This window comes from Pseudomonas sp. B2M1-30 (assembly GCF_025447575.1).
In the GTDB taxonomy this organism is placed as follows: Bacteria; Pseudomonadota; Gammaproteobacteria; order Pseudomonadales; family Pseudomonadaceae; genus Aquipseudomonas; species Aquipseudomonas botevensis.
On record NZ_JAOEJT010000003.1, the window covers coordinates 512,744 to 532,209 of the forward strand.

Consider the following 19,466-nt stretch of genomic DNA (forward strand, 5'->3'; position numbering starts at 1 on the left):
AGCGACTGCGATGGCCTTGCTACAGCTGGAGCGCATCAGCGCACAGTACCCCGGCAGCCCGGAACCGGTGTTGTCGGATATTTCCCTGAGCCTCGGTCCTCAGCAGTTGCTGGTGGCCCTCGGCCCGTCCGGCAGTGGCAAGACCTCGCTGTTGAACCTGATCGCCGGCTTCGTCGAACCCAGCGCCGGGCGCATCACCCTCGACAACGTGCCCGTCAAAGGCCCGAGCGCCGAACGCGGCGTGGTGTTCCAGGACGATGCCCTGCTGCCGTGGCAGGACGTCCTGGCCAACGTCGCCTTCGGCCTTGAACTGGCCGGCGTCGCCAAGGACAAACGCGAACAGCGCGCCCGGGAAATGCTCGCGCTGGTCGATCTCTCGGGTTTCGAAAAACGTCGAATCTGGCAGCTCTCCGGTGGACAGAAACAGCGTGTCGGTCTGGCCCGCGCCCTCGCCGCCGACCCACGGGTGTTGCTGATGGACGAACCGTTCGGCGCCCTTGATGCGTTCACCCGCGAACAGATGCAGGAGCTGTTGCTGCGAGTCTGGCAACGCACCGCCAAACCGGTGTTCCTGATTACCCACGACATTGAAGAAGCCGTGTTCCTCGCCACGGATCTGATTCTGCTGGCACCCAATCCGGGGCAGATCGTCGAACGCCTGCACCTGGACTTTGGCCAGCGTTACGCCGCCGGCGAATCGGCGCGGGCGATCAAGTCCGATCCGCGTTTCATCGAAACCCGCGAACACGTGCTCGCCAAAGTGTTCTCGCAACGCAGCGCCGCCCAGCGGCAGGAGCGCGCATGAGCAGTTACGACGTTTCCGCAGCGGCGGTGAAATCCGCCGTGCCATCGGTGGCAATTCCTGTGCGCCGCCGCCTCAGCACCCGCTGGATCAGCGTGTTGACCTTGTTCGCCTTGTTGCTGGGCTGGTGGGCGATCACTGCCACCGGTCTGATCGAGCCGCTGTTCCTGCCACCCCCTTCGGCCGTGCTGCAAAAAGGCTGGTTGCTGGCAACCAGCGGCTACATGGATTCGACCCTATGGCAGCACTTGGGCGCGAGCCTGGGCCGCATCGGCCTGGGCCTCGGTTTTGCCATTCTCACCGCCGTGCCGGTGGGCATCGCCATCGGCGCCAACCGCATCGCCCGGGGAGTGCTCGACCCATTGATCGAGTTCTACCGGCCGATTCCGCCACTGGCCTATCTGCCATTGATCGTGATCTGGTGCGGCATCGGCGAGTTGTCGAAAGTGCTACTGATCTACCTGGCGATCTTCGCCCCGATCGCGATTGCCACCGCCACCGGCGTGCGCACCGTCGACCCGGCCAAGTTGCGTGCCGCGCAGTCGCTGGGCGCCACTCGTGCACAACTGATCCGCCACGTGATTTTGCCGAGTGCCCTGCCGGACATCCTCACTGGCGTGCGGATTGGCCTGGGGGTCGGCTGGTCGACGCTGGTCGCCGCCGAACTGATCGCGGCCACCAGCGGCCTGGGCTTCATGGTGCAGTCGGCCGCGCAGTTCCTGGTCACCGATGTGGTGGTGCTGGGGATTCTGGTCATCGCCCTGATCGCCTTCGCCATGGAAATGGGCCTGCGCGCCCTGCAACGCAAACTGGTGCCGTGGCACGGCCAGGCTCACTGATTTTTCTGCACTGACTACCCCGACAGTTCGGGGCCACGCAATTGACGAGAACCACCATGAGCAGCCTGAACATCGTCCCTTTAAGCTCGGCCCTCGGCGCGCAGATCAGCGGCGTCGACATCAGCCAGCCGCTGAACCTGGAACAACGCGACGCCATCGAACAGGCGTTGCTCGAATATCAGGTGCTGTTCTTCCGCAACCAGCCGATCGAGCCGGCGCAACAGGCGCGCTTCGCCCATTACTTCGGCGATCTGCACATTCATCCGATCTACCCGAACGTGCCGGAACAACCGGAGGTGCTGATCCTCGACACCGCCGTCACCGACGTGCGCGACAACGCGATCTGGCACACCGACGTGACCTTCCTGCCGACCCCGGCCATGGGCGCGGTGCTCAGTGCCAAGCTCCTGCCCGAGTTCGGTGGCGATACGTTGTGGGCCAGCGGAATTGCTGCGTATGAAGCACTGTCGGCACCGATGAAAGCCCTGCTCGAAGGGCTGACCGCGACGCACGATTTCACCCGCTCGTTTCCGCTGGAACGCTACGGCAACACACCCGAAGCGCTGACGCAGTGGGAAGAGGCACGACGCAAGAATCCACCGTTGTCGCACCCGGTCATTCGCACCCATCCGGTGAGCGGCCGGCGCGCGCTGTTCGTCAATGAAGGTTTCACCTCGAAGATCAATGAACTGTCGGAGACAGAGAGCGAGGCGATCCTGAAGTTTCTGTTCGCCCACGCCACCCGCCCGGAATTCACCATTCGCTGGCGCTGGCAGAAAGACGATATTGCATTCTGGGACAACCGCGTGACCCAGCACTACGCAGTGGACGACTACCGCCCGGCGCGGCGGGTGATGCAGCGGGCGACGGTGTTGGGGGATGTGCCGTTTTTTCGCTGAACCCGGATTCTTGATTGAATGTGAGACCCTGTCGCGGGCAAGCCCGCGAAGAGGCCGAAACAGGCGCCGGATAATCCGGCGCCGAACGCTTACTCCGCCGTCGAAGGCTTCTCCCAAAGATTGATCCCACCCTCCTGGGCAAACCGATCGATCTCCGCCAGCTCCTCGGCGCTGAAACTCAGGTTCTTCAACGCCCCGACGTTCTCGATGATCTGCTCCGGCCGGCTCGCGCCGATCAGGGCCGAGGTCACCCGCGGGTCGCGCAGGGTCCAGGCCAGGGCCAGTTGCGCCAGGCTCTGGCCGCGACGCTTGGCGATCTCGTTCAGTGCTCGCACATGGGCGATATTGGCCTCGGACAGATGCGAAGGCAGCAACGAACCACCGCCCGGACGATTGACCCGCGCATCCGCCGGCACGCCGTTGAGGTATTTGTCGGTGAGCAGGCCTTGCGCCAGCGGGGTGAAGGCAATCACGCCGGTGCCCAGTTCATCGGTGGTGTCGAGCAGATCCTTTTCCACCCAACGGTTGAGCAGGTTGTAGGCCGGCTGGTGAATCAGCAGCGGCACTTTCCACTCTTTGAGCAACGCGGCGATTTCGCGGGTTTTCACCCCGGAGTACGACGAGATGCCGATGTACAACGCCTTGCCCTGCTGCACGGCGGTGGCAAGAGCGCTGGCGGTTTCTTCGAGCGGGGTGTCCGGGTCGAAGCGGTGCGAATAGAAGATATCCACGTAGTCCAGGCCGAGGCGTTGCAGGCTCTGGTCGAGGCTGGCGAGGACGTATTTGCGCGAGCCACCGCCCTGGCCGTAAGGGCCGGGCCACATGTCCCAGCCGGCCTTGCTGGAGATGATCAGCTCATCGCGATACGGCTTGAAATCTTCACGCAGCAGGCGACCGAAATTGATCTCGGCGCTGCCGTAGGGCGGGCCGTAGTTGTTGGCCAGGTCGAAGTGGTTGATCCCCAGGTCGAACGCCGTGCGCAGCAAGGCGCGCTGGGTGTCGATCGGCGTGCTGTCGCCGAAGTTGTGCCAAAGGCCCAGAGACAGCGCCGGCAGCACCAGGCCGCTGCGTCCGACGCGACGGTAGGGAATGGAGTCATAGCGGTTTTCGGCAGCGGTGTAAGTCATCGAATCCTCTCTTGTCGGTCTTGAAAATGGTGTCGATAGCTTCGCGGGCAGGCTCGCGAAGGGCGCTACGCAAATCGATTGCCGGGCCGGGCGAGGCCAAGGTTCTGGCGCAATGTCCGGCCTTCGTATTCCGTTCTGAACAGCCCGCGCCGTTGCAGTTCCGGGACCACGTTGTTGGCAAAGTCTTCGAGTCCGCCGGGCAGGTGCGGCACCAGCACGTTGAAGCCATCCGCCGCGCCCTGCTCGAACCACTCCTGCAAGCGGTCGGCGATCTGCGCGGGGGTGCCCACCAGGCTGTAATGCCCGCGACCTCCGGCAATCCGCCGGCCAAGTCCGGCGAGCGTCAGGTTGTCGCGGCCGGCCAGTTCGGTCAGCAGTTTCTGCCGGCTCTGCTGACCGCTGTCGGTCAGCGGCAGCTGCGGCAACGGCCCGTCCAGCGGGTACTTCGACAGATCGAAGTTGCCCAGCATACGCCCAAGCAGCGCGACGCCAACCTCGGGTTCGACCAATTGCTGAAACGTTTCACATTTTTCCTGGGCGTCGGCCTCCGATTGCCCGACGACGACAAACACACCCGGCATGATTTTCAACGAATCGGCGCTGCGCCCGTACCGCCCCAGACGCCCTTTGAGATCGGCGTAGAACGCCTGGGCACTGGCCAGCGAAGTCTGCGCGGTGAACACCACTTCAGCGGTCTGCGCCGCCAGCTCGCGGCCGGTTTCGGAGGAACCGGCCTGGACAATCACCGGTTGCCCTTGCGGTGAGCGCGCGACATTGAGCGGCCCCTTGACCCGAAAGTGCTCGCCGACGTGATCCAGCACATGCAGTTTTTCCGGGTCGTAATACGTGCCGCTGGCCTTGTCACGAACGAAGGCGTCGTCCTGCCAACTGTCCCAGAGCCCGGTCACCACCTGATGAAACTCCCGGGCACGGCTGTAGCGCTCGGCATGGCCGAGGTGTTGGTCGCGGCCGAAATTCAGTGCTTCGGCGGCGTTGTCCGAGGTCACCAGATTCCATCCGGCGCGCCCGCCGGACAGGTGATCCAGCGAGGCAAATTTGCGCGCCACGTGGTAGGGCTCGTTGTAGCTGGTGGTGGCGGTGGCGATCAGGCCGATGTGTTCGGTCACGGCGCTCAGGGCCGAGAGCAGGGTCAGCGGTTCGAAATGATCCGAGCGCGCCATGCGACTGGCGATGTCCTGGGTCGGCGCGGCGACGCTGTCGGCGACGAACAGCGCATCGAACTTCGCGGCCTCGGCAATCTGCGCCAGGCGTTTGTAATGGGCGAAATCCAGTCCCGCGTTGGCCGGCACCTCCGGATGGCGCCACGCCGCGACGTGGTGCCCGGTGGCCATGAGGAACGCGCCGAGTTTCAGCTGTCGGCTCATCTCAGAAATCCTTGCGCAGTTGCACGCCGAAGTAGCGTTCGTCATCCCGTGGCACGGCGCGGTAGATGTAGTTGCCACCACTGGCGAGCAATGGCGAGTAGGACTTGTCGGTGAGGTTCTTGCCCAGCAGCGCCACGCGCCAGCCATGGGTGTAATCGGCCAACGCAACGCTGGCATTCCAGAGGCCGTAGGCACCCTGTTTGGTGTCGGCGTTCTGGCTGATGTCGTACTGCACTTCGCTCTGCCAGCTGTAATCGGTGCCGAGTTCGATATCCAGGCCGTTATCCAGCGGGATGGTGTAGTCGGCGCGCACGTAACTTTTCCAGTCCGGGCTGAACGGCAGCGGTTTGCCGTTGACGTTGCAGGACGCCGCCGCACCCGCCGGGCAGGCGAATTCGTCGATGCGCGCGCGGGTGTAGGCCAGTGCGCCGGACAGTTTCAGTTGCTGGGTCGCCTGCAAGGCGTAGTCGAGTTCGACGCCTTCGGTGCTGACGCTGCCGGCGTTGATCAGACGCGTCACCACTTGCCCGGCGACGGTGTCGAAAAAGTTCGCCTGATAGTTGTCGTAGTCGCTGTGGAAAATCGCGAGATTGGTGGTCAGGCGATTGTTCCAGCTCGTCGCCTTGATCCCCGCCTCCCAGGTGTTGGAGGTTTCCGGTTTCAGCGCTTCGGTGTCGCGCGGCTGCATGTTGAAGAACACGTTGTAGGCCGGACCTTTGTAGCCGCGCGAATAGGTCAGGTAGGTGGTGACCGCGTCGCTCAGGTCGTATTGCACGCCGAGACGCCCGGACCAGCCGTCCTCGTCCACCGAACCTGAGCTACTTGTCGCCGGTTGAATGCCGCTGACTGTGGTCGCCGATGTCGAGACGCGACGGTGGTCGTATTCCAGCTCATCGTGGGTGTAGCGCAGACCGACGATGCCACGAAAATCCGGGGTGAAATTCAGCGTGCTTTCGCCGAACACTGCGTAGCTGTCGCTGGTGGTGCTGTAGTCGGCGACGCCGCGATCAGTGCGCGTGGTGGTGGTCAGCGTGCGCCGGTAGGTCTCTTCGTCCTTGCCGTGCATGTAGAACAGGCCGCCGACGTATTCGAGGAATTCGCCTTTCGGCGAGGCCAGGCGAAGCTCCTGCGAATACTGGTCGAACGCCAGGTCGCCCTTGTCCGCCGTGCCGGGGAATGCCGCCGTCACGGTGCCGAGACGGTCGCCATCCTGATACTGGGTGTTGTCCCAGCCGCGCCAGGCGGTGATCGAAGTCAGGGTGTAATCACCCAGTTGCCAGTCAAGCTGACCGGACAGGCCTTTGTTGATGTCTTCGACGTGACTGCGGGTATCGGTGTTGATGTCGCGATTGTGGCTGGTGGCGCCGACCGGGCTCAGCGCGTTGGCGAATGCCGGGGTCAGGGCCTTGGTGACGACACCGTTCGGACCGTCATCGTGGGACTGCATGTAGTCGGCAATCAGGGTGAAGGTGACGTCGTCGTTCGGGGTGAACTCCAGCTTGCCGCGCACGCCGCGATGGTTGTAGCCGTTGACCTCCTGGCCGTTGTGCTGATTGTCGACGTTGCCGTCGTAGGTGCCGAACAGGGTGCTGATCGAACCCTTGAGCGTGTCCGGAATCAGGCTGCCGCCAATGCCGAAGCGGGTGCGGCTTTCATTGCCGCTGTAGTACGACTGGTCGATGTAGCCGTGGGTGTCGTTGGTCGGTGCCTTGCTGGTGATGTTGAGCACGCCGGCCGACGCGTTCTTGCCGAACAGCGTGCCTTGCGGGCCGCGCAGGACTTCGACGCGCTCCAGATCCAGCAGGTCGAGGGTCGACTGGCCGGGACGGGCGTAAACCACGCCATCGATCACCGTGGCCACGGTCGGCTCGACGCCCGGCGAGGTGGAAATCGTTCCCACGCCTCGCACGAACAACGAGGTGTCCTTGTTCGACGCGCCGGTACGGAAATTCAGCGACGGCACTTGCTGGACGATGCTCGCCACGCCGTTGCGGTTGTCGCGTTCCAGTTGCTCGCCGTCGATCACCGATACCGCCACCGGAACCTTTTGCAGCGACTCTTCACGGCGGGTGGCGGTGACCGTCACGGACTTGAGTGTCGGCTCCTGATCGCTGCTGTCGGCGGCCAGTGCATCGGCCAGCGGCAGCGCCGCCAGCCCGGTGAACAGCCAGCCCGCAGCGCGAATCGATTGCGCCAGTTTGTGTGTCGCCCCAGGAATGTTGTGCATGCTTGCCCGCTCGAAAATGGCCCTGAACCGCTGCCGTTCTGCGACGACAGCGCCTGTATCGGTGTCTTGGGCATTCGCTCGAGCGAGTAGCAGACAGCGCGTATTGTTAGCGCTAACATCGCCAGTATTGGCAAGCGGCACATAGAGCGTCCAATACTGAAAAATTACTTTTATATGCGTTTTGGTTTTTAGGAAGGATCAAGCCTTGAGCGAAGAAAAGCCCCGCAAACGCCGTGGCGCCGGGCGCGTGACCCTCAGCGCGGTGGCGCGTCAGGCCGGTGTATCGGCCATCACCGTATCGCGCTATTTCAATCAGCCAGATCAGGTTTCACCCGAGCGCCGCGAACGGATTGCGGCGGTGGTGGCGGAGTTGGGTTATGTGCCGAATCTGGTGGCCGGCGGCCTGGCCTCGGCGCGGGGGAAAATCGTCGGCATGGTGATTCCGAACATCTCCGGGCCGATCTTCGCCAATACCATTCAGGGCTTCAGCGACACCCTCAGTCGTCATGGTTATCAGCTGTTGCTGGCGTCCAGTTACTTCAGCGCCGAACAGGAAGAAAACGCGGTGCGGGCGTTTCTCGGCTGGTCGCCGGCGGCGCTGGTGCTGACCAGCCACTTCCACAGCGCCGGCACGGAAAAGATGATCGCCGAAGCCGATATCCCGGTGATCGAAACCTGGGATTACCAACCGCAACGCCAACCGATGCAGATCGGTTTTTCGCATTTCGAGGTTGGGGTGAGTGCTGCTCGGTATCTGCTGGACAAAGGTTATCGGCGCATCGCCTTCGTCCAGAACAGCGCCCCCGGCGACCTCAGTGCCCTTGAGCGCCGCGATGGTTACGCCGCCACCGTGCGCGAGTCGGGGCTTGAACCCTGGGTGTTCGCCCCGGACGCCGACCGCGCGCCATTCGAGGCCGGCAAGCAGGCGATGCAAGCCCTGATGAACGCCTCACCGCGCCCCGACGCGATCATCTTCGCCAACGACAACCTCGCCGCCGGTGGCCTGCTCGCCGGCCAGCGCGCCGGCCTGCAAATCCCCCGGGACTGCGCCGTCCTCGGCTTCGGCGACTACCCGTTCGCCGAAATGCTCCTGCCCAGTCTGAGCACCATCAAACCACCGGCGCTGGAGATCGGCGTACTGGCGGCAACACGGGTGCTGGAAAGCCTCGGCGTGCTGCCGAGCGACGATGTGCAACAGCTGAACCTGCTGCAGTGCCAGGTGATCGCGCGCGAGAGCACCTGAAGGCGCCGTGTCAGTCGTCGCTCACGCAGGGAATCTACCGTTTTCGCGAGCAAGCCCACTCCCACAAGGATGTGGACCAGGCTGGAAAAGTACATTTGGCCTCAGATAAATTGGCGCGATCCTGAAAGGCCACTTTGACTATGCTCTAAATAACCTCGTGAGCAGCACCCGTTCCCCGTGGGAGCGGGTTTGCTCACGAAAGCGGCCGCTCAGACCCCGCATACCCCACAGGCGCGTCCATGCACACCACGATCATCATCACCTTCGGCCTGATCCTGCTCGCCCTGATGCTGTATATCGGCGAGCGGGTTGGCTTCAGTCGGCAGACCCTGGCTTACAGTTTTGCGGCGTTGTGGCTGGCACTGACCGTGATCAACGGCGCGGTCGGCGTGGTGCATGCCGGGCAATCGGTCGGGTCGGAAATCGCCGTGGGCAGCGCGGTGTTCGGCGTGCCGATGGCGGCGATGGTGCTATTCATGGTGCTGAGCGCCGAGTCTTGAAATCACCTCGGCGCCCTGCTCCGATCAACGCACCAGATGCAGGAACTGCATGTGCCGTTCGTACTGGTCGAGGATGTCGTTGATGATCTGCTCCTTGGTGTAGCCCACCAGATCGTAATCCTGACTGCCCTCGCTCAGATGCACTTCGGCGCGGTAGTAGCGGCGGTTGTTGATTTGCTTGGAACCCATGCCTCCGCGTGCGAACGATGGCGTGAAGTAGCCGCGCATCTGCACCTGATAGATGAACGGATGCAACTCGCCATGGCCGATTTCCAGACTGACGCTGTCGTGCGCCGGATCCGGTTGGGTGACCACGTGCAGGCCCTTCTCGACGAAGACCGCCGTCACTTCTTCGATGGCCGGGCGCACCGTGGAATCCATGAAACGGTACACCTCATCGCGCGACGGGAAGTGCACGGCCTGACTCAGGCGCTGCCGCCAGCCGCCCTTGCCGCGCTTCGAACCGGACACCGGCGCCAGCGAATGCAACTGCGCGATCTGCTTCTGCGACTCCAGATAGAACGCTTTGTGCAGGCCCCACATCATCAGCAGCAGGATCAGCGAGAACGGCAACGAGGTCAGCACCACCGCCGACTTCAGCGCATCGATGCTGCCGGAGAACAGCAACGCGCTGGTGATCAGCGCCGTCATTGCGCCCCAGAACACCCGCAACCATTTCGGCCCGTCTTCATCCGGGTTGCCGCCCTTGGCCGACAAGGTCGAGAGCACCACCGTGCCGGAGTCGGCGGAGGTGACGAAGAACACGAAGCTGATGAACACCGTCACGGCGATGACGGTCTTGCTCCACGGATAGGTTTCCAGCAGCAGGTAAAGGGTCATCGACGGGTTGTCGAGGGCCGACATGCCCAGCGCCGACATGCCGTGGTTGAGCACCTGATCGATAGCGCTGTTGCCGAAGATCGACATCCACGCCAGGGTGAAACCGAGCGGAATCAACAGCACGCCAAAGACGAACTCGCGGATGGTGCGGCCACGGGAAATCCGCGCGATGAACAGGCCCACGAACGGTGACCATGCGATCCACCAGGCCCAGTAGAACACCGTCCAGCCACCGAGCCAGTCGCTCGGTTTGTCGTAGGCGTAGAGGTCGAAACTCTTGGTCGGCAAGGCACCCAGGTAGTCACCCAGATTCTGGATCAGGGTATTGAGCAAATGCTGGGTGGGGCCGGCGAACAACACGAACAGCAGCAGCGCGCAGGCCAGCAGCATGTTGATGTCGGACATCACCCGCACGCCTTTATCCACCCCCGAGACGGCGACGATGATCGCCGCGCCCATCATCAAGGTGATCAGGCCAACCTGAATCCATTGGGTGTGGGCGATGCCGAACAGGTAGTCCAGGCCCGAGTTGAGATGGAGCACGCCGAAGCCCATGTCGGCACCGAGACCGAACACCGTGGCGATGATGCCGAAACCATCCACCGCGTAACCGATCGGGCCGTTTATGCGCTTGCCAATCAGCGGATACAGCGCCGACCGCAGGGCCAGCGGCAGGTTGTGCCGGTAGGCGAAATACGCCAGCGCCATGCCGACAAAGGCGAACACGCCCCAGCCATGCAGGCCCCAGTGCAGAAACAGAATCTGCATCGCCTGACGCGCTGCCGCGGCGGTGCCGGCCTCGCCTTGAGGCGGCTGGATCATGTGCGTCAACGGTTCGGACACGCAGAAGAAAAACAGCGTGATGCTGATCCCGGCGGCGAACAGCATGCCGGCCCAGGACAGGTAACTGAACTCGGGCTCGTCGTGGTCGGCACCGAGTTTGATCTTGCCGTAGCCCGATAACGCGGTGACCACCACGAAGACCAGATACAGGGTCATCGCCAGCATGTAGTACCAGCCAACCGTGTTGGCCGCCCAGTTTTGCGCTTGCAGCAGCCAGGCACCGGCCTGTTCCGGCATGGCGATGACGACAAGACCAAACAACAGGATCACCGTCGCGGCGAACCAGAATACCGGCGGATTCATCCGCACCAGACCGCTGGCGGGGGTGGACGATGCACTCATGAAACGTGCACCTCGTGGCGTTGGGAAGTGGCTGAAATGATCGGACTCAGCAAAGGCAAGCCTCCTGTTGTGAGCGGGCAGCGAACCGCCGGTTTAACTTGAATGAACGTTCAAGTTAAACATGGATAGCACGCTAAGGACTAATCCCGGGGCTGGACGGTCGTTTTCGTACGGCCGCTTGAGGAGGGGTATGACGGGGGTTTGGGCGGATTCGTTCAGTGGAAAAATCAAAGTCAAAAGCGCCCTCACCCTAACCCTCTCCCGGAGGGAGAGGGGACTGATTGGGGGATGCTTAAGAGTTACGCCGACCTGATCTTGCTGCACCGAATCCATAATCAACTGGTTCTTTCAGGTCGATGTATAGCGCAAGACACCTCCGTCGGCGCCCTCTCCCTCCGGGAGAGAGCTGGGGTGAGGGTGGCTTTTGATGTTTTACTTCTGCGTCCCGTCATCATGCTGCAGATTGGCCTGGGTCAGATTGCACCCCGCCGGCACGCTGCGGGTCAGCCACACGTTGCCGCCGATGGTCGAGCCCTTGCCGATGGTGATGCGCCCCAGAATCGTCGCCCCGGCATAGATCACCACATCGTCCTCGACGATCGGATGCCGTGGATGGCCCTTCTGCAACTGACCGTCCTCATCCGCCGGGAAGCGCTTGGCGCCCAGGGTCACCGCCTGATAAATCCGCACCCGCTCGCCGATGATCGCGGTCTCGCCGATCACCACACCGGTGCCATGGTCGATGAAGAAGCTGCGGCCGATCTGCGCACCCGGATGGATGTCGATGCCGGTGGCCGAATGCGCGATTTCCGCGCTGATCCGCGCCAGCAGCGGCAGACCCGCGCGATACAGATGATGGGCCAGGCGATGGTGAATCACCGCCAGAATTCCCGGATAGCACAACAACACCTCATCGACGCTGCGCGCCGCCGGATCACCGTGATAAGCGGCCAGCACATCGGTGTCGAGCAGACTGCGCAGGCCCGGCAGGGCGAGGGCGAAGTCCTGGATGATCCGGATCGCTTGAGCTTCGACTTCGGTGTCGACCTGGGCGCTGTGCCGCGCGACGTAGCGCAGTTCGAGACGCGCCTGGGCCAACAGCGCATTCAACGCCACATCGAGGGTATGCCCGACGTAGAAATCCTCGCTCTCTTCACGCAGGTCCACCGGCCCCAGCCGCATCGGAAACAGCGCGCCACACAGGGCTTCGAGAATCTCCGCCATCGCCGCCCGGGACGGTAACTCACGGCCTCCCTGCTCGCCGCTGGCGCGGCCATTTTGCGTACGCCACTGATCTCGCGCGGTACGCAGTTGGCTGACGATGGTCTGCAATTGCCAATGGCTGGAACGCTCGCTCACGGTAAAGACTCCTCACGGGCGGCCGGACTGTCTGGCCGCGTCAACGGCGACTACTTTACGGCAACGCAAAGGGTGCGAATTAAGAACCGATAGTGCTGGCCTCAGCACGTTTGGCTATAAGCGATTGGCGGTTGCCCCGGTAAATCGGGGTGCCTATAGTCCTGTGATCTTCCTCCGCCAGTACAGGCTCATGATCAAACAACAGCTGGACCGCTTTAATCGTCTCGACCTGCTCGGCCAACCCACAGCCCTGGAAAAACTCGAACGCCTCTCCGCCTGGCTCGGCCGCGAGGTGTACATCAAGCGCGATGACCTGACGCCGCTGGCGATGGGCGGCAACAAGCTGCGCAAACTCGAATACCTCGCCGCCGACGCGCTCGCCCAGGGCGCCGATACCCTGATCACCGCCGGCGCGCTGCAATCGAACCACGTCCGCCAGACCGCCGCAGTCGCCGCCAGACTGGGTCTTGGCTGCGTGGCGCTGCTGGAAAATCCGCTGGGCACCGACGACGGCAATTACACCGGCAACGGCAACCGCCTGCTGCTGGATCTGTTCGACACCAAGGTCGAACTGGTCGACAACCTCGACAACGCTGACGAACAACTGGCCGCCCTCGCCGTGCGCCTGCGCAGCAACGGCAAGAAACCGTATCTGGTGCCGATCGGTGGCTCCAACGCCCTCGGTGCCCTGGGGTATGTGCGCGCCGGCCTGGAGCTGGCCGAGCAGATCAAGGACACCGGCCTGGACTTCGCCGCCGTGGTCCTGGCCTCGGGCAGCGCCGGCACCCATAGCGGCCTGGCACTGGCCCTGAGCGAAGCGTTGCCGCAATTGCCGGTGATCGGCGTGACCGTGTCGCGCAGCGAAGAAGATCAACGCCCGAAAGTCCAGGGCTTGGCCGAACGCACCGCCGACCTGCTGGGCGTGGCGCTGCCGGACAGCTTCAAGGTCGAACTGTGGGACGAATACTTCGGCCCGCGTTATGGCGAACCGAATGCCGGCACCCTGGCGGCGGTCAAGCTGCTGGCGGGTCAGGACGGCGTGCTGCTCGATCCGGTCTACACCGGCAAGGCCATGGCCGGGTTGCTCGACGGCATTGGTCGCGGGCGCTTCGATGAAGGGCCGATCATCTTTCTGCACACCGGCGGAGCGCCGGCGTTGTTCGCCTACAAAGACTTTCTTTGAAGAAACGCTCTGCGTCCGCCACTCGCGGGGGACGCGGAGCGTCTCGGGCGGCATTCCCACGGCTGAACGTGGGAATGCTCAGCAAATACTCAACTTGCGCATATTCAAATAACGAATAACAAAAATAAAATTCATTATTTTCAATTCTAAGAAAGCAGTCATATAGTCTCGCCGCAGGCGAATTTCGCGAGAGACGCATAAGCTGCTTTAAGGCAGGATAGCGCTGTCGTCCAAATCCCGGATTCGCCACCTTTCCTTAAGCGTCTTCCATAAGAAAACACAGGGGCTTGTCATGAATTTTTCCGCACTACGTCGCAATCTGCTGGTAGGTTCGCTGGGCCTGGCGCTGAGCGCCGGCCTGATCGGCAACGCGGTTGCCGGTGAGCAGTTGAAACAGATCAAGGACAAAGGCGTTATCAACGTCGGCCTGGAAGGCACTTATCCACCGTTCTCCTTCGTTGACGCCGACGGCAAACTGGCCGGTTTCGAAGTCGAGCTGTCCGAAGCCCTGGCGCAAAAGCTGGGCGTGAAGGCCAAGATCCAGCCGACCAAATGGGATGGCATCCTTGCAGCGCTGGAATCCAAGCGTCTGGACGTGGTGGTCAACCAGGTGACCATCTCCGACGAGCGCAAGAAGAAGTATGACTTCTCCGAACCGTACACCATCTCCGGGATTCAGGCGCTGGTGCTGAAGGACAAGGAAGCGGCGCTGAACATCAAGTCCGCCGCTGACCTGTCCGGCAAGAAAGTCGGCGTAGGCCTGGGCACCAACTACGAACAGTGGGTCCGCGCCAACGTTCCGGGCGCCGACGTGCGCACCTACGACGATGATCCGACCAAGTTCGCCGACCTGAACAACGGCCGTACCGACGCCATTCTGATCGACCGCCTGGCAGCCCTCGAATACGCCAAGAAAGCCCCGAAAACCGTCGCTGCCGGTCAGGCGTTCTCCCGTCAGGAATCCGGTATCGCCCTGCGCAAAGGCGAGCCGGAACTGCTGGCCGCCGTGAACAAGGCCCTCGACGAGCTGCGTGCCGACGGCACCCTGGCGAAGATCTCGGAAAAATACTTCCAAGCTGACGTCACGAAATAATGGAAGAGGCTTTCCAACTCGCGCTGGACTCCGCGCCCTTCCTGCTCAAGGGCGCGTACTACACGGTGATCCTCAGCCTCGGCGGCATGTTCTTCGGCCTGGTGCTGGGTTTCGGCCTGGCGCTGATGCGCCTGTCGCGCTTCAAATCGGTGAGCTGGCTGGCCCGCATCTACGTGTCGTTCTTTCGCGGCACGCCGTTGCTGGTGCAACTGTTCGTGATCTATTACGGCTTGCCGCAATTGGGTCTGGAACTCGATCCGCTGCCGGCGGCCCTGATCGGCTTCTCGCTGAACATGGCTGCCTACGCCTGTGAAATCCTGCGTGCCGCGATCGGTTCGATCGAACGCGGCCAATGGGAAGCTGCTGCGAGCATCGGCATGACCCGCGCGCAGACCCTGCGCCGGGCCATCCTGCCGCAAGCGATGCGCACGGCCTTGCCGCCGCTGGGCAACAGCTTCATTTCACTGGTCAAGGACACCGCACTGGCCGCCACCATCCAGGTGCCGGAGCTGTTCCGCCAGGCGCAACTGATCACTGCCCGGACTTTCGAAGTCTTCACCATGTATCTTGCCGCCGCGCTGATCTACTGGATTCTCGCCACGGTGCTCTCGCACCTGCAGAACAAGTTGGAAGAGCGGGTCAATCGGCACGACCAGGAGTCCTGACCCCATGATTGTCGTGGAAAAACTGACAAAGCAGTTCAAGGGTCAAGTCGTGCTCAACGGCATCGATCTGCAAGTGAAGGAAGGCGAGGTCGTGGCCATCATCGGCCCCAGCGGGTCGGGCAAGACCACGTTCCTGCGCTGCCTGAACTTCCTCGAGCAACCCACCAGCGGCCGGATCAAGGTCGGCGATATCGAGATCGATACCAGCCGCCCGCTGAACCAGCAGCAGGGCCTGGTGCGCAACCTGCGCCAGCACGTGGGTTTCGTGTTCCAGAACTTCAACCTGTTCCCCCACCGCACCGCCCTGGAAAACGTCATCGAAGGCCCGATCGTGGTCAAGAAGACGCCCCGCACCGACGCCATTGCCCTGGGCAAGAAGCTGCTGGCGAAGGTCGGCCTCGCGGGCAAGGAAGACGCCTATCCACGGCGCCTGTCCGGCGGCCAGCAACAGCGCGTGGCAATCGCCCGGGCGCTGGCGATGGAGCCGGAAGTGATCCTGTTCGACGAGCCGACCTCGGCCCTCGACCCGGAACTGGTGGGCGAAGTACTGGCAACCATTCGCGGCCTCGCCGAAGAGAAACGCACCATGGTCATCGTCACTCACGAAATGGCCTTCGCCCGTGACGTGGCCAACCGCGTGGTGTTTTTCGACAAGGGCGTGATCGTCGAGCAAGGTGAAGCCAAAGAACTGTTCGCCAATCCGAAAGAAGAACGTACCCGTCAGTTCCTCAGCAAGTTCCGTAACCACCCCTGAGAACTTTCGATGTACTACCACTCACTTCCATGGATGGAAGTGATGTTTCACTCGATAAAAATTACCTTGCGGCATTCACAATACAAACACTATTGCCGTGACACATATATATGTCCTGCAACATCTTCCTCGTGTCCTTGACTTATCGCTTTATAACTTTCTGCCTCATCGATACGGATGGCAAAACAGCCGAAAAACCGGCGTAATCCGTGGCTCTTTTCCCCGCGTATCCTAGGCCTATTAACAGCAAGGCGTAGGAGCTTTCTGATTAATCGGTAATTCACGAATTAACTAATCCGCTGCCTTGACACCTCTTCCAGCGAACTCTTATCTAGTCGTAAACCGGCGCCCGCTACTTCAACCAGACTCGATAAAACTTCAAAAGCGCTCCACTGTTTTATTGCCTGGTAATTCACGCCATTCGTTCTTTCAGAAACGGACTTCGTTGCAAGACTTTCAAGGAGAGAAACCGATGACCTGCATCTCTGACACCCCGCCACTGGCGCCACCGACACTTGCGCAAGCACACCGGGCCGGCATCAACATTCTGGCGGCCGCCAACCTGTCGGTTGAAGTCGAGCCCTATCCCGGCATGGACAGCGGCGACCTGATCGAGCTGTTCTGGGACGGCTGCTACGTCGCCTCCCACCTGCTGAGCGCCGCCGACGTCGGCAAGACGATCAGCCTGCGGGTGCCGGAGAGCTTCATCATCAACGGCGCCCCCCGATTGCACTACCGGGTCATGCAAGTCGGCCGCAAACCGGCGCTGTCGGCCACCACCCGCGTCCAGGTCAAACTGGATTGCCCCGGCGGCCCATTCGCGCCGAGCTGCGAAGAGGAAAATCAGTATCTGCCGCCGGTCAGCCTGCCCGAAGTCATCTGCCGACGCGGGGTCAATACAAATCAGATCCGACGCGGCGTGCCACTGACCATCGAGCCTTACCTGAACATGGCCGAAGGCGATGACATCACCCTGCGCTGGGGCGACGTACGCATGGACTTGCCCCCCATTGGCAAGACGGATGTCGGCCATCCGATCCAGGTCTGGGTGCCACCGGCCATCATCCTCGAAGCCGGCGAAGACCTGCGCCTGGACGTGACCTACTGCATCCTCGACCGGGTCGGCAACAACTCACGCTGGGCGCCGCCGCGCACCTTGAAAATCGGTTGCACGAACCCCTACCTGAAAGTACCGCTCAAAATCCTGCCCAAGGCTGCCGAACCGCGCCGAGAATAACCACAGCCCTTGCAGGACGGCTGTCAGGCCGCCGAGGTTTGTGAACTCAGGCACATCTTCAAACAGACTCGAAGACGCGGCCCTCACCCTAGCCCTCCCGAAACGTCGGACCGCCCGGAGGGAGAGGGAACTGATCGAGGTGGCAGAAAAAAATGTACATCCACCAAAACCAGGTCGGCCCGAAGCCACATTCGTGAGCAAGCCCACTCCCACAAAAACAAAGCAAAAGCAAAGGCAAAGGCAAAGGCAGCCCGCGAAGTCCGCATCCGCCTCTCACCACTCAACACGATGAGCGTTAGCTCGAGTACCGCTTTTGATCTTGCCGTGCCGGCCCCTTCGGCAGGCTGAGTGGAGGGATTTATCCGGGGGTGGGAGCGCAGCGACCGTTTGGCGAAGCCAAACACATCGAGAGGAGGTGCAGCGCAGCAAACCGTAGGCGATGCCCCCGGATGAATCCCGTAACGAAGGAACCCCGAGCCTTAGCGAGGGGCCGAACGCCGGGGCAAAGCCTTTTGGGTTACCTTTTTGCTGGGCCGGCATTCCGGCGTCTGAAAAAGGTGACTCGCCGTAAGGGCGAAACCGCCAGCAAAAACACCCGAAGCAACGGATATTCCCCCAAACCAGACAAGAGCATGGTCGGCCCAGAGGCCGCCAACTCCCCCCTAACCAACCCGTCCATACCCCCTTCTATACATATTCCTAAAAGTTAGTTTATTTAATTTTTACACAAGCTTAGGGTATATAAACCGGACCACCGGACATTCTTCCATTCGCCGCAAACCTGCGGCGTTTTTCATGAAATGTGAGGTAGGTAACATGGTCCGGAACCCAATCACCCCAGTGCAGATCGCCAGGGCATTGCGTGCAGCCAAGGAGCGGCACTGATGTCCAGTCTGGCAGACGCAAACGTCCAGAGTGACCTGGACATCGCCCCGTTGTTGTTGCCCGCGCAAGTCCTGCGCAACGACGCACAAGCCATCAAGGCTGCCCATGATCTGGCGCAAGTCGCCCGCGTGCAGGCCGCCAAACGCGACCGTCAGCGCAAGCTGCCGTGGTCGGAAATCGAACAGTTCACCCGCAGCGGCCTCGGCAGCATCGCCATCCCCCGCGAATACGGAGGGCCACAGGTCTCCTTCGTCACCCTGGCAGAGGTGTTCGCGATCATTTCCGCAGCGGACCCGGCCCTGGGGCAGATTCCGCAAAACCAGTTCGGCATCATCAATCTGGTGCTCGGCAGCGCCACCGAAGCGCAGAAACACCAGCTGTTCCAGAGCGTGCTCGAAGGCTGGCGCATCGGTAATGCGGGGCCGGAGCGCGGCACCAAAAACACGCTGGAACTGAAAGCGCGGATCACCGCCGATGGCGACGATTACGTGATCAACGGCCAGAAGTTCTATTCCACCGGCGCCCTCTTTGCCCACTGGGTCGCGGTCAAGGCGCTGAACGATGACGGCAAACAGGTGCTGGCCTTCGTCAGGCGCGGCACGCCGGGCCTGCGCATCGTCGACGACTGGTCGGGCTTCGGCCAGCGCACCACCGCCAGCGGCACGATTCTGCTGAACAACGTGCGGGTCGAGTCGAACCTCGTGGTGGACAACTGGAAGATCAACGAAAAGCCCAACACCCAGGGCGCCGTGTCGCAGTTGATCCAGGCTGCAATTGACGCCGGCATCGCCCGTGGTGCCCTCGATGACGCCATCGAGTTCGTCAAGACCCGCGCCCGGCCATGGATCGATGCCAAGGTCGAACGCGCCAGCGATGACCTCTATGTGATCGCCGATATCGGCAAACTGAAAATCGAACTGCACGCCGCCGAAGCGCTGCTGCGCAAGGCCGGGCAAGTGCTGGATCAGGTACATGCCGCGCCGCTCACCGCCGAATCCGCCGCCCGCGCCTCGATTGCCGTGGCCGAGGCCAAGGTGCTGACCACCGAAATCTCGTTGCTGGCCAGCGAAAAGCTCTTCGAGCTGGCCGGCAGCCGCGCCACCCTCGCCGAATTCAACCTCGACCGTCACTGGCGCAATGCCCGGGTCCACACCCTGCACGACCCGGTGCGCTGGAAGTATCACGCGGTCGGCGCCTATCGCTTGAACGGCACGTTGCCGGCTCGTCATTCCTGGATTTGACG

The 19,466-nt window shown here is 62.1% G+C and carries 16 protein-coding genes; 11 read left to right on the forward strand and 5 right to left on the reverse strand.

Annotated elements, in window-relative coordinates; translation table 11 throughout:
* The first annotated feature begins 10 nt into the window (after window positions 1-10).
* From tauB to tauD, 3 genes are read left to right on the forward strand one after another with little or no spacing between them, the layout of a single operon-like run.
* Window positions 11-805, forward strand: coding sequence for a taurine ABC transporter ATP-binding subunit (gene tauB, locus N8H74_RS08905; protein ID WP_262146937.1), 795 nt, complete (start codon window positions 11-13; stop codon window positions 803-805).
* Complete coding sequence (tauC, locus tag N8H74_RS08910; protein ID WP_262146938.1) at window positions 802-1,641, forward strand: taurine ABC transporter permease TauC; 840 nt, start codon at window positions 802-804, stop codon at window positions 1,639-1,641. Before tauB ends, tauC begins: the two co-directional genes overlap by 4 nt.
* A gap of 56 nt (window positions 1,642-1,697) precedes the next feature.
* Complete coding sequence (gene tauD, locus N8H74_RS08915) at window positions 1,698-2,540, forward strand: taurine dioxygenase (RefSeq protein WP_217831774.1); 843 nt, start codon at window positions 1,698-1,700, stop codon at window positions 2,538-2,540.
* Window positions 2,541-2,629: 89 nt separating this feature from the next.
* Here the strand turns inward: tauD and mgrA are convergent, their stop codons facing one another.
* The 3 genes from mgrA to N8H74_RS08930 all read right to left on the reverse strand — a co-directional run bounded on the left by mgrA (window position 2,630) and on the right by N8H74_RS08930 (window position 7,279).
* Entirely contained in the window at window positions 2,630-3,667 is a 1,038-nt protein-coding gene (gene mgrA / locus N8H74_RS08920; protein WP_262146939.1) for an L-glyceraldehyde 3-phosphate reductase, read from the reverse strand.
* A gap of 65 nt (window positions 3,668-3,732) precedes the next feature.
* Complete coding sequence (locus N8H74_RS08925; protein WP_262146940.1) at window positions 3,733-5,052, reverse strand: LLM class flavin-dependent oxidoreductase; 1,320 nt, start codon at window positions 5,050-5,052, stop codon at window positions 3,733-3,735.
* Between the two features lies 1 nt (window position 5,053).
* Window positions 5,054-7,279: a TonB-dependent receptor gene (locus N8H74_RS08930; protein WP_262146941.1), complete on the reverse strand. Its 2,226-nt coding sequence runs from the start codon at window positions 7,277-7,279 to the stop codon at window positions 5,054-5,056.
* Between the two features lie 205 nt (window positions 7,280-7,484).
* On the opposite strand from N8H74_RS08930, the gene N8H74_RS08935 reads away from it, so the two are divergent.
* A complete protein-coding gene (locus tag N8H74_RS08935; RefSeq protein ID WP_262146942.1) occupies window positions 7,485-8,522 on the forward strand; it encodes a LacI family DNA-binding transcriptional regulator in 1,038 nt (345 codons plus the stop codon).
* Window positions 8,523-8,761: 239 nt separating this feature from the next.
* Window positions 8,762-9,022 carry a hypothetical protein gene (locus N8H74_RS08940; protein WP_262146943.1) on the forward strand — a complete coding sequence of 87 codons (261 nt, stop codon included), beginning with the start codon at window positions 8,762-8,764 and terminating at the stop codon, window positions 9,020-9,022.
* 24 nt (window positions 9,023-9,046) lie between these two features.
* On the opposite strand, the gene betT is transcribed toward N8H74_RS08940, so the two are convergent.
* Window positions 9,047-11,008 (reverse strand): choline transporter BetT, encoded by a 1,962-nt coding sequence (gene betT, locus N8H74_RS08945; protein WP_262147113.1) that lies wholly within the window; start codon window positions 11,006-11,008, stop codon window positions 9,047-9,049.
* A 471-nt stretch (window positions 11,009-11,479) separates the two neighbouring features.
* Window positions 11,480-12,406: a serine O-acetyltransferase EpsC gene (gene epsC, locus N8H74_RS08950; RefSeq protein WP_262146944.1), complete on the reverse strand. Its 927-nt coding sequence runs from the start codon at window positions 12,404-12,406 to the stop codon at window positions 11,480-11,482.
* 190 nt (window positions 12,407-12,596) lie between these two features.
* Here epsC and N8H74_RS08955 point away from each other — a divergent pair, with 190 nt between their 5' ends.
* The 6 genes from N8H74_RS08955 to N8H74_RS08980 all read left to right on the forward strand — a co-directional run bounded on the left by N8H74_RS08955 (window position 12,597) and on the right by N8H74_RS08980 (window position 19,464).
* Window positions 12,597-13,589 (forward strand): D-cysteine desulfhydrase, encoded by a 993-nt coding sequence (locus N8H74_RS08955; RefSeq protein ID WP_262146945.1) that lies wholly within the window; start codon window positions 12,597-12,599, stop codon window positions 13,587-13,589.
* A 292-nt stretch (window positions 13,590-13,881) separates the two neighbouring features.
* Complete coding sequence (tcyJ, locus tag N8H74_RS08960; protein WP_217831766.1) at window positions 13,882-14,682, forward strand: cystine ABC transporter substrate-binding protein; 801 nt, start codon at window positions 13,882-13,884, stop codon at window positions 14,680-14,682.
* Complete coding sequence (gene tcyL, locus N8H74_RS08965) at window positions 14,682-15,347, forward strand: cystine ABC transporter permease (protein WP_217831765.1); 666 nt, start codon at window positions 14,682-14,684, stop codon at window positions 15,345-15,347. The genes tcyJ and tcyL overlap by 1 nt, the downstream gene beginning before the upstream one ends.
* 4 nt (window positions 15,348-15,351) lie before the next feature.
* Window positions 15,352-16,101 (forward strand): L-cystine ABC transporter ATP-binding protein TcyN, encoded by a 750-nt coding sequence (tcyN, locus tag N8H74_RS08970; RefSeq protein ID WP_262146946.1) that lies wholly within the window; start codon window positions 15,352-15,354, stop codon window positions 16,099-16,101.
* 472 nt (window positions 16,102-16,573) lie between these two features.
* Window positions 16,574-17,338, forward strand: coding sequence for a hypothetical protein (locus N8H74_RS08975; protein WP_262146947.1), 765 nt, complete (start codon window positions 16,574-16,576; stop codon window positions 17,336-17,338).
* Between the two features lie 884 nt (window positions 17,339-18,222).
* The gene (locus tag N8H74_RS08980) at window positions 18,223-19,464 is read left to right on the forward strand and encodes an SfnB family sulfur acquisition oxidoreductase (RefSeq protein ID WP_262146948.1); all 1,242 of its coding nucleotides are present in this window, start codon (window positions 18,223-18,225) and stop codon (window positions 19,462-19,464) included.
* Window positions 19,465-19,466 lie beyond the last annotated feature (2 nt).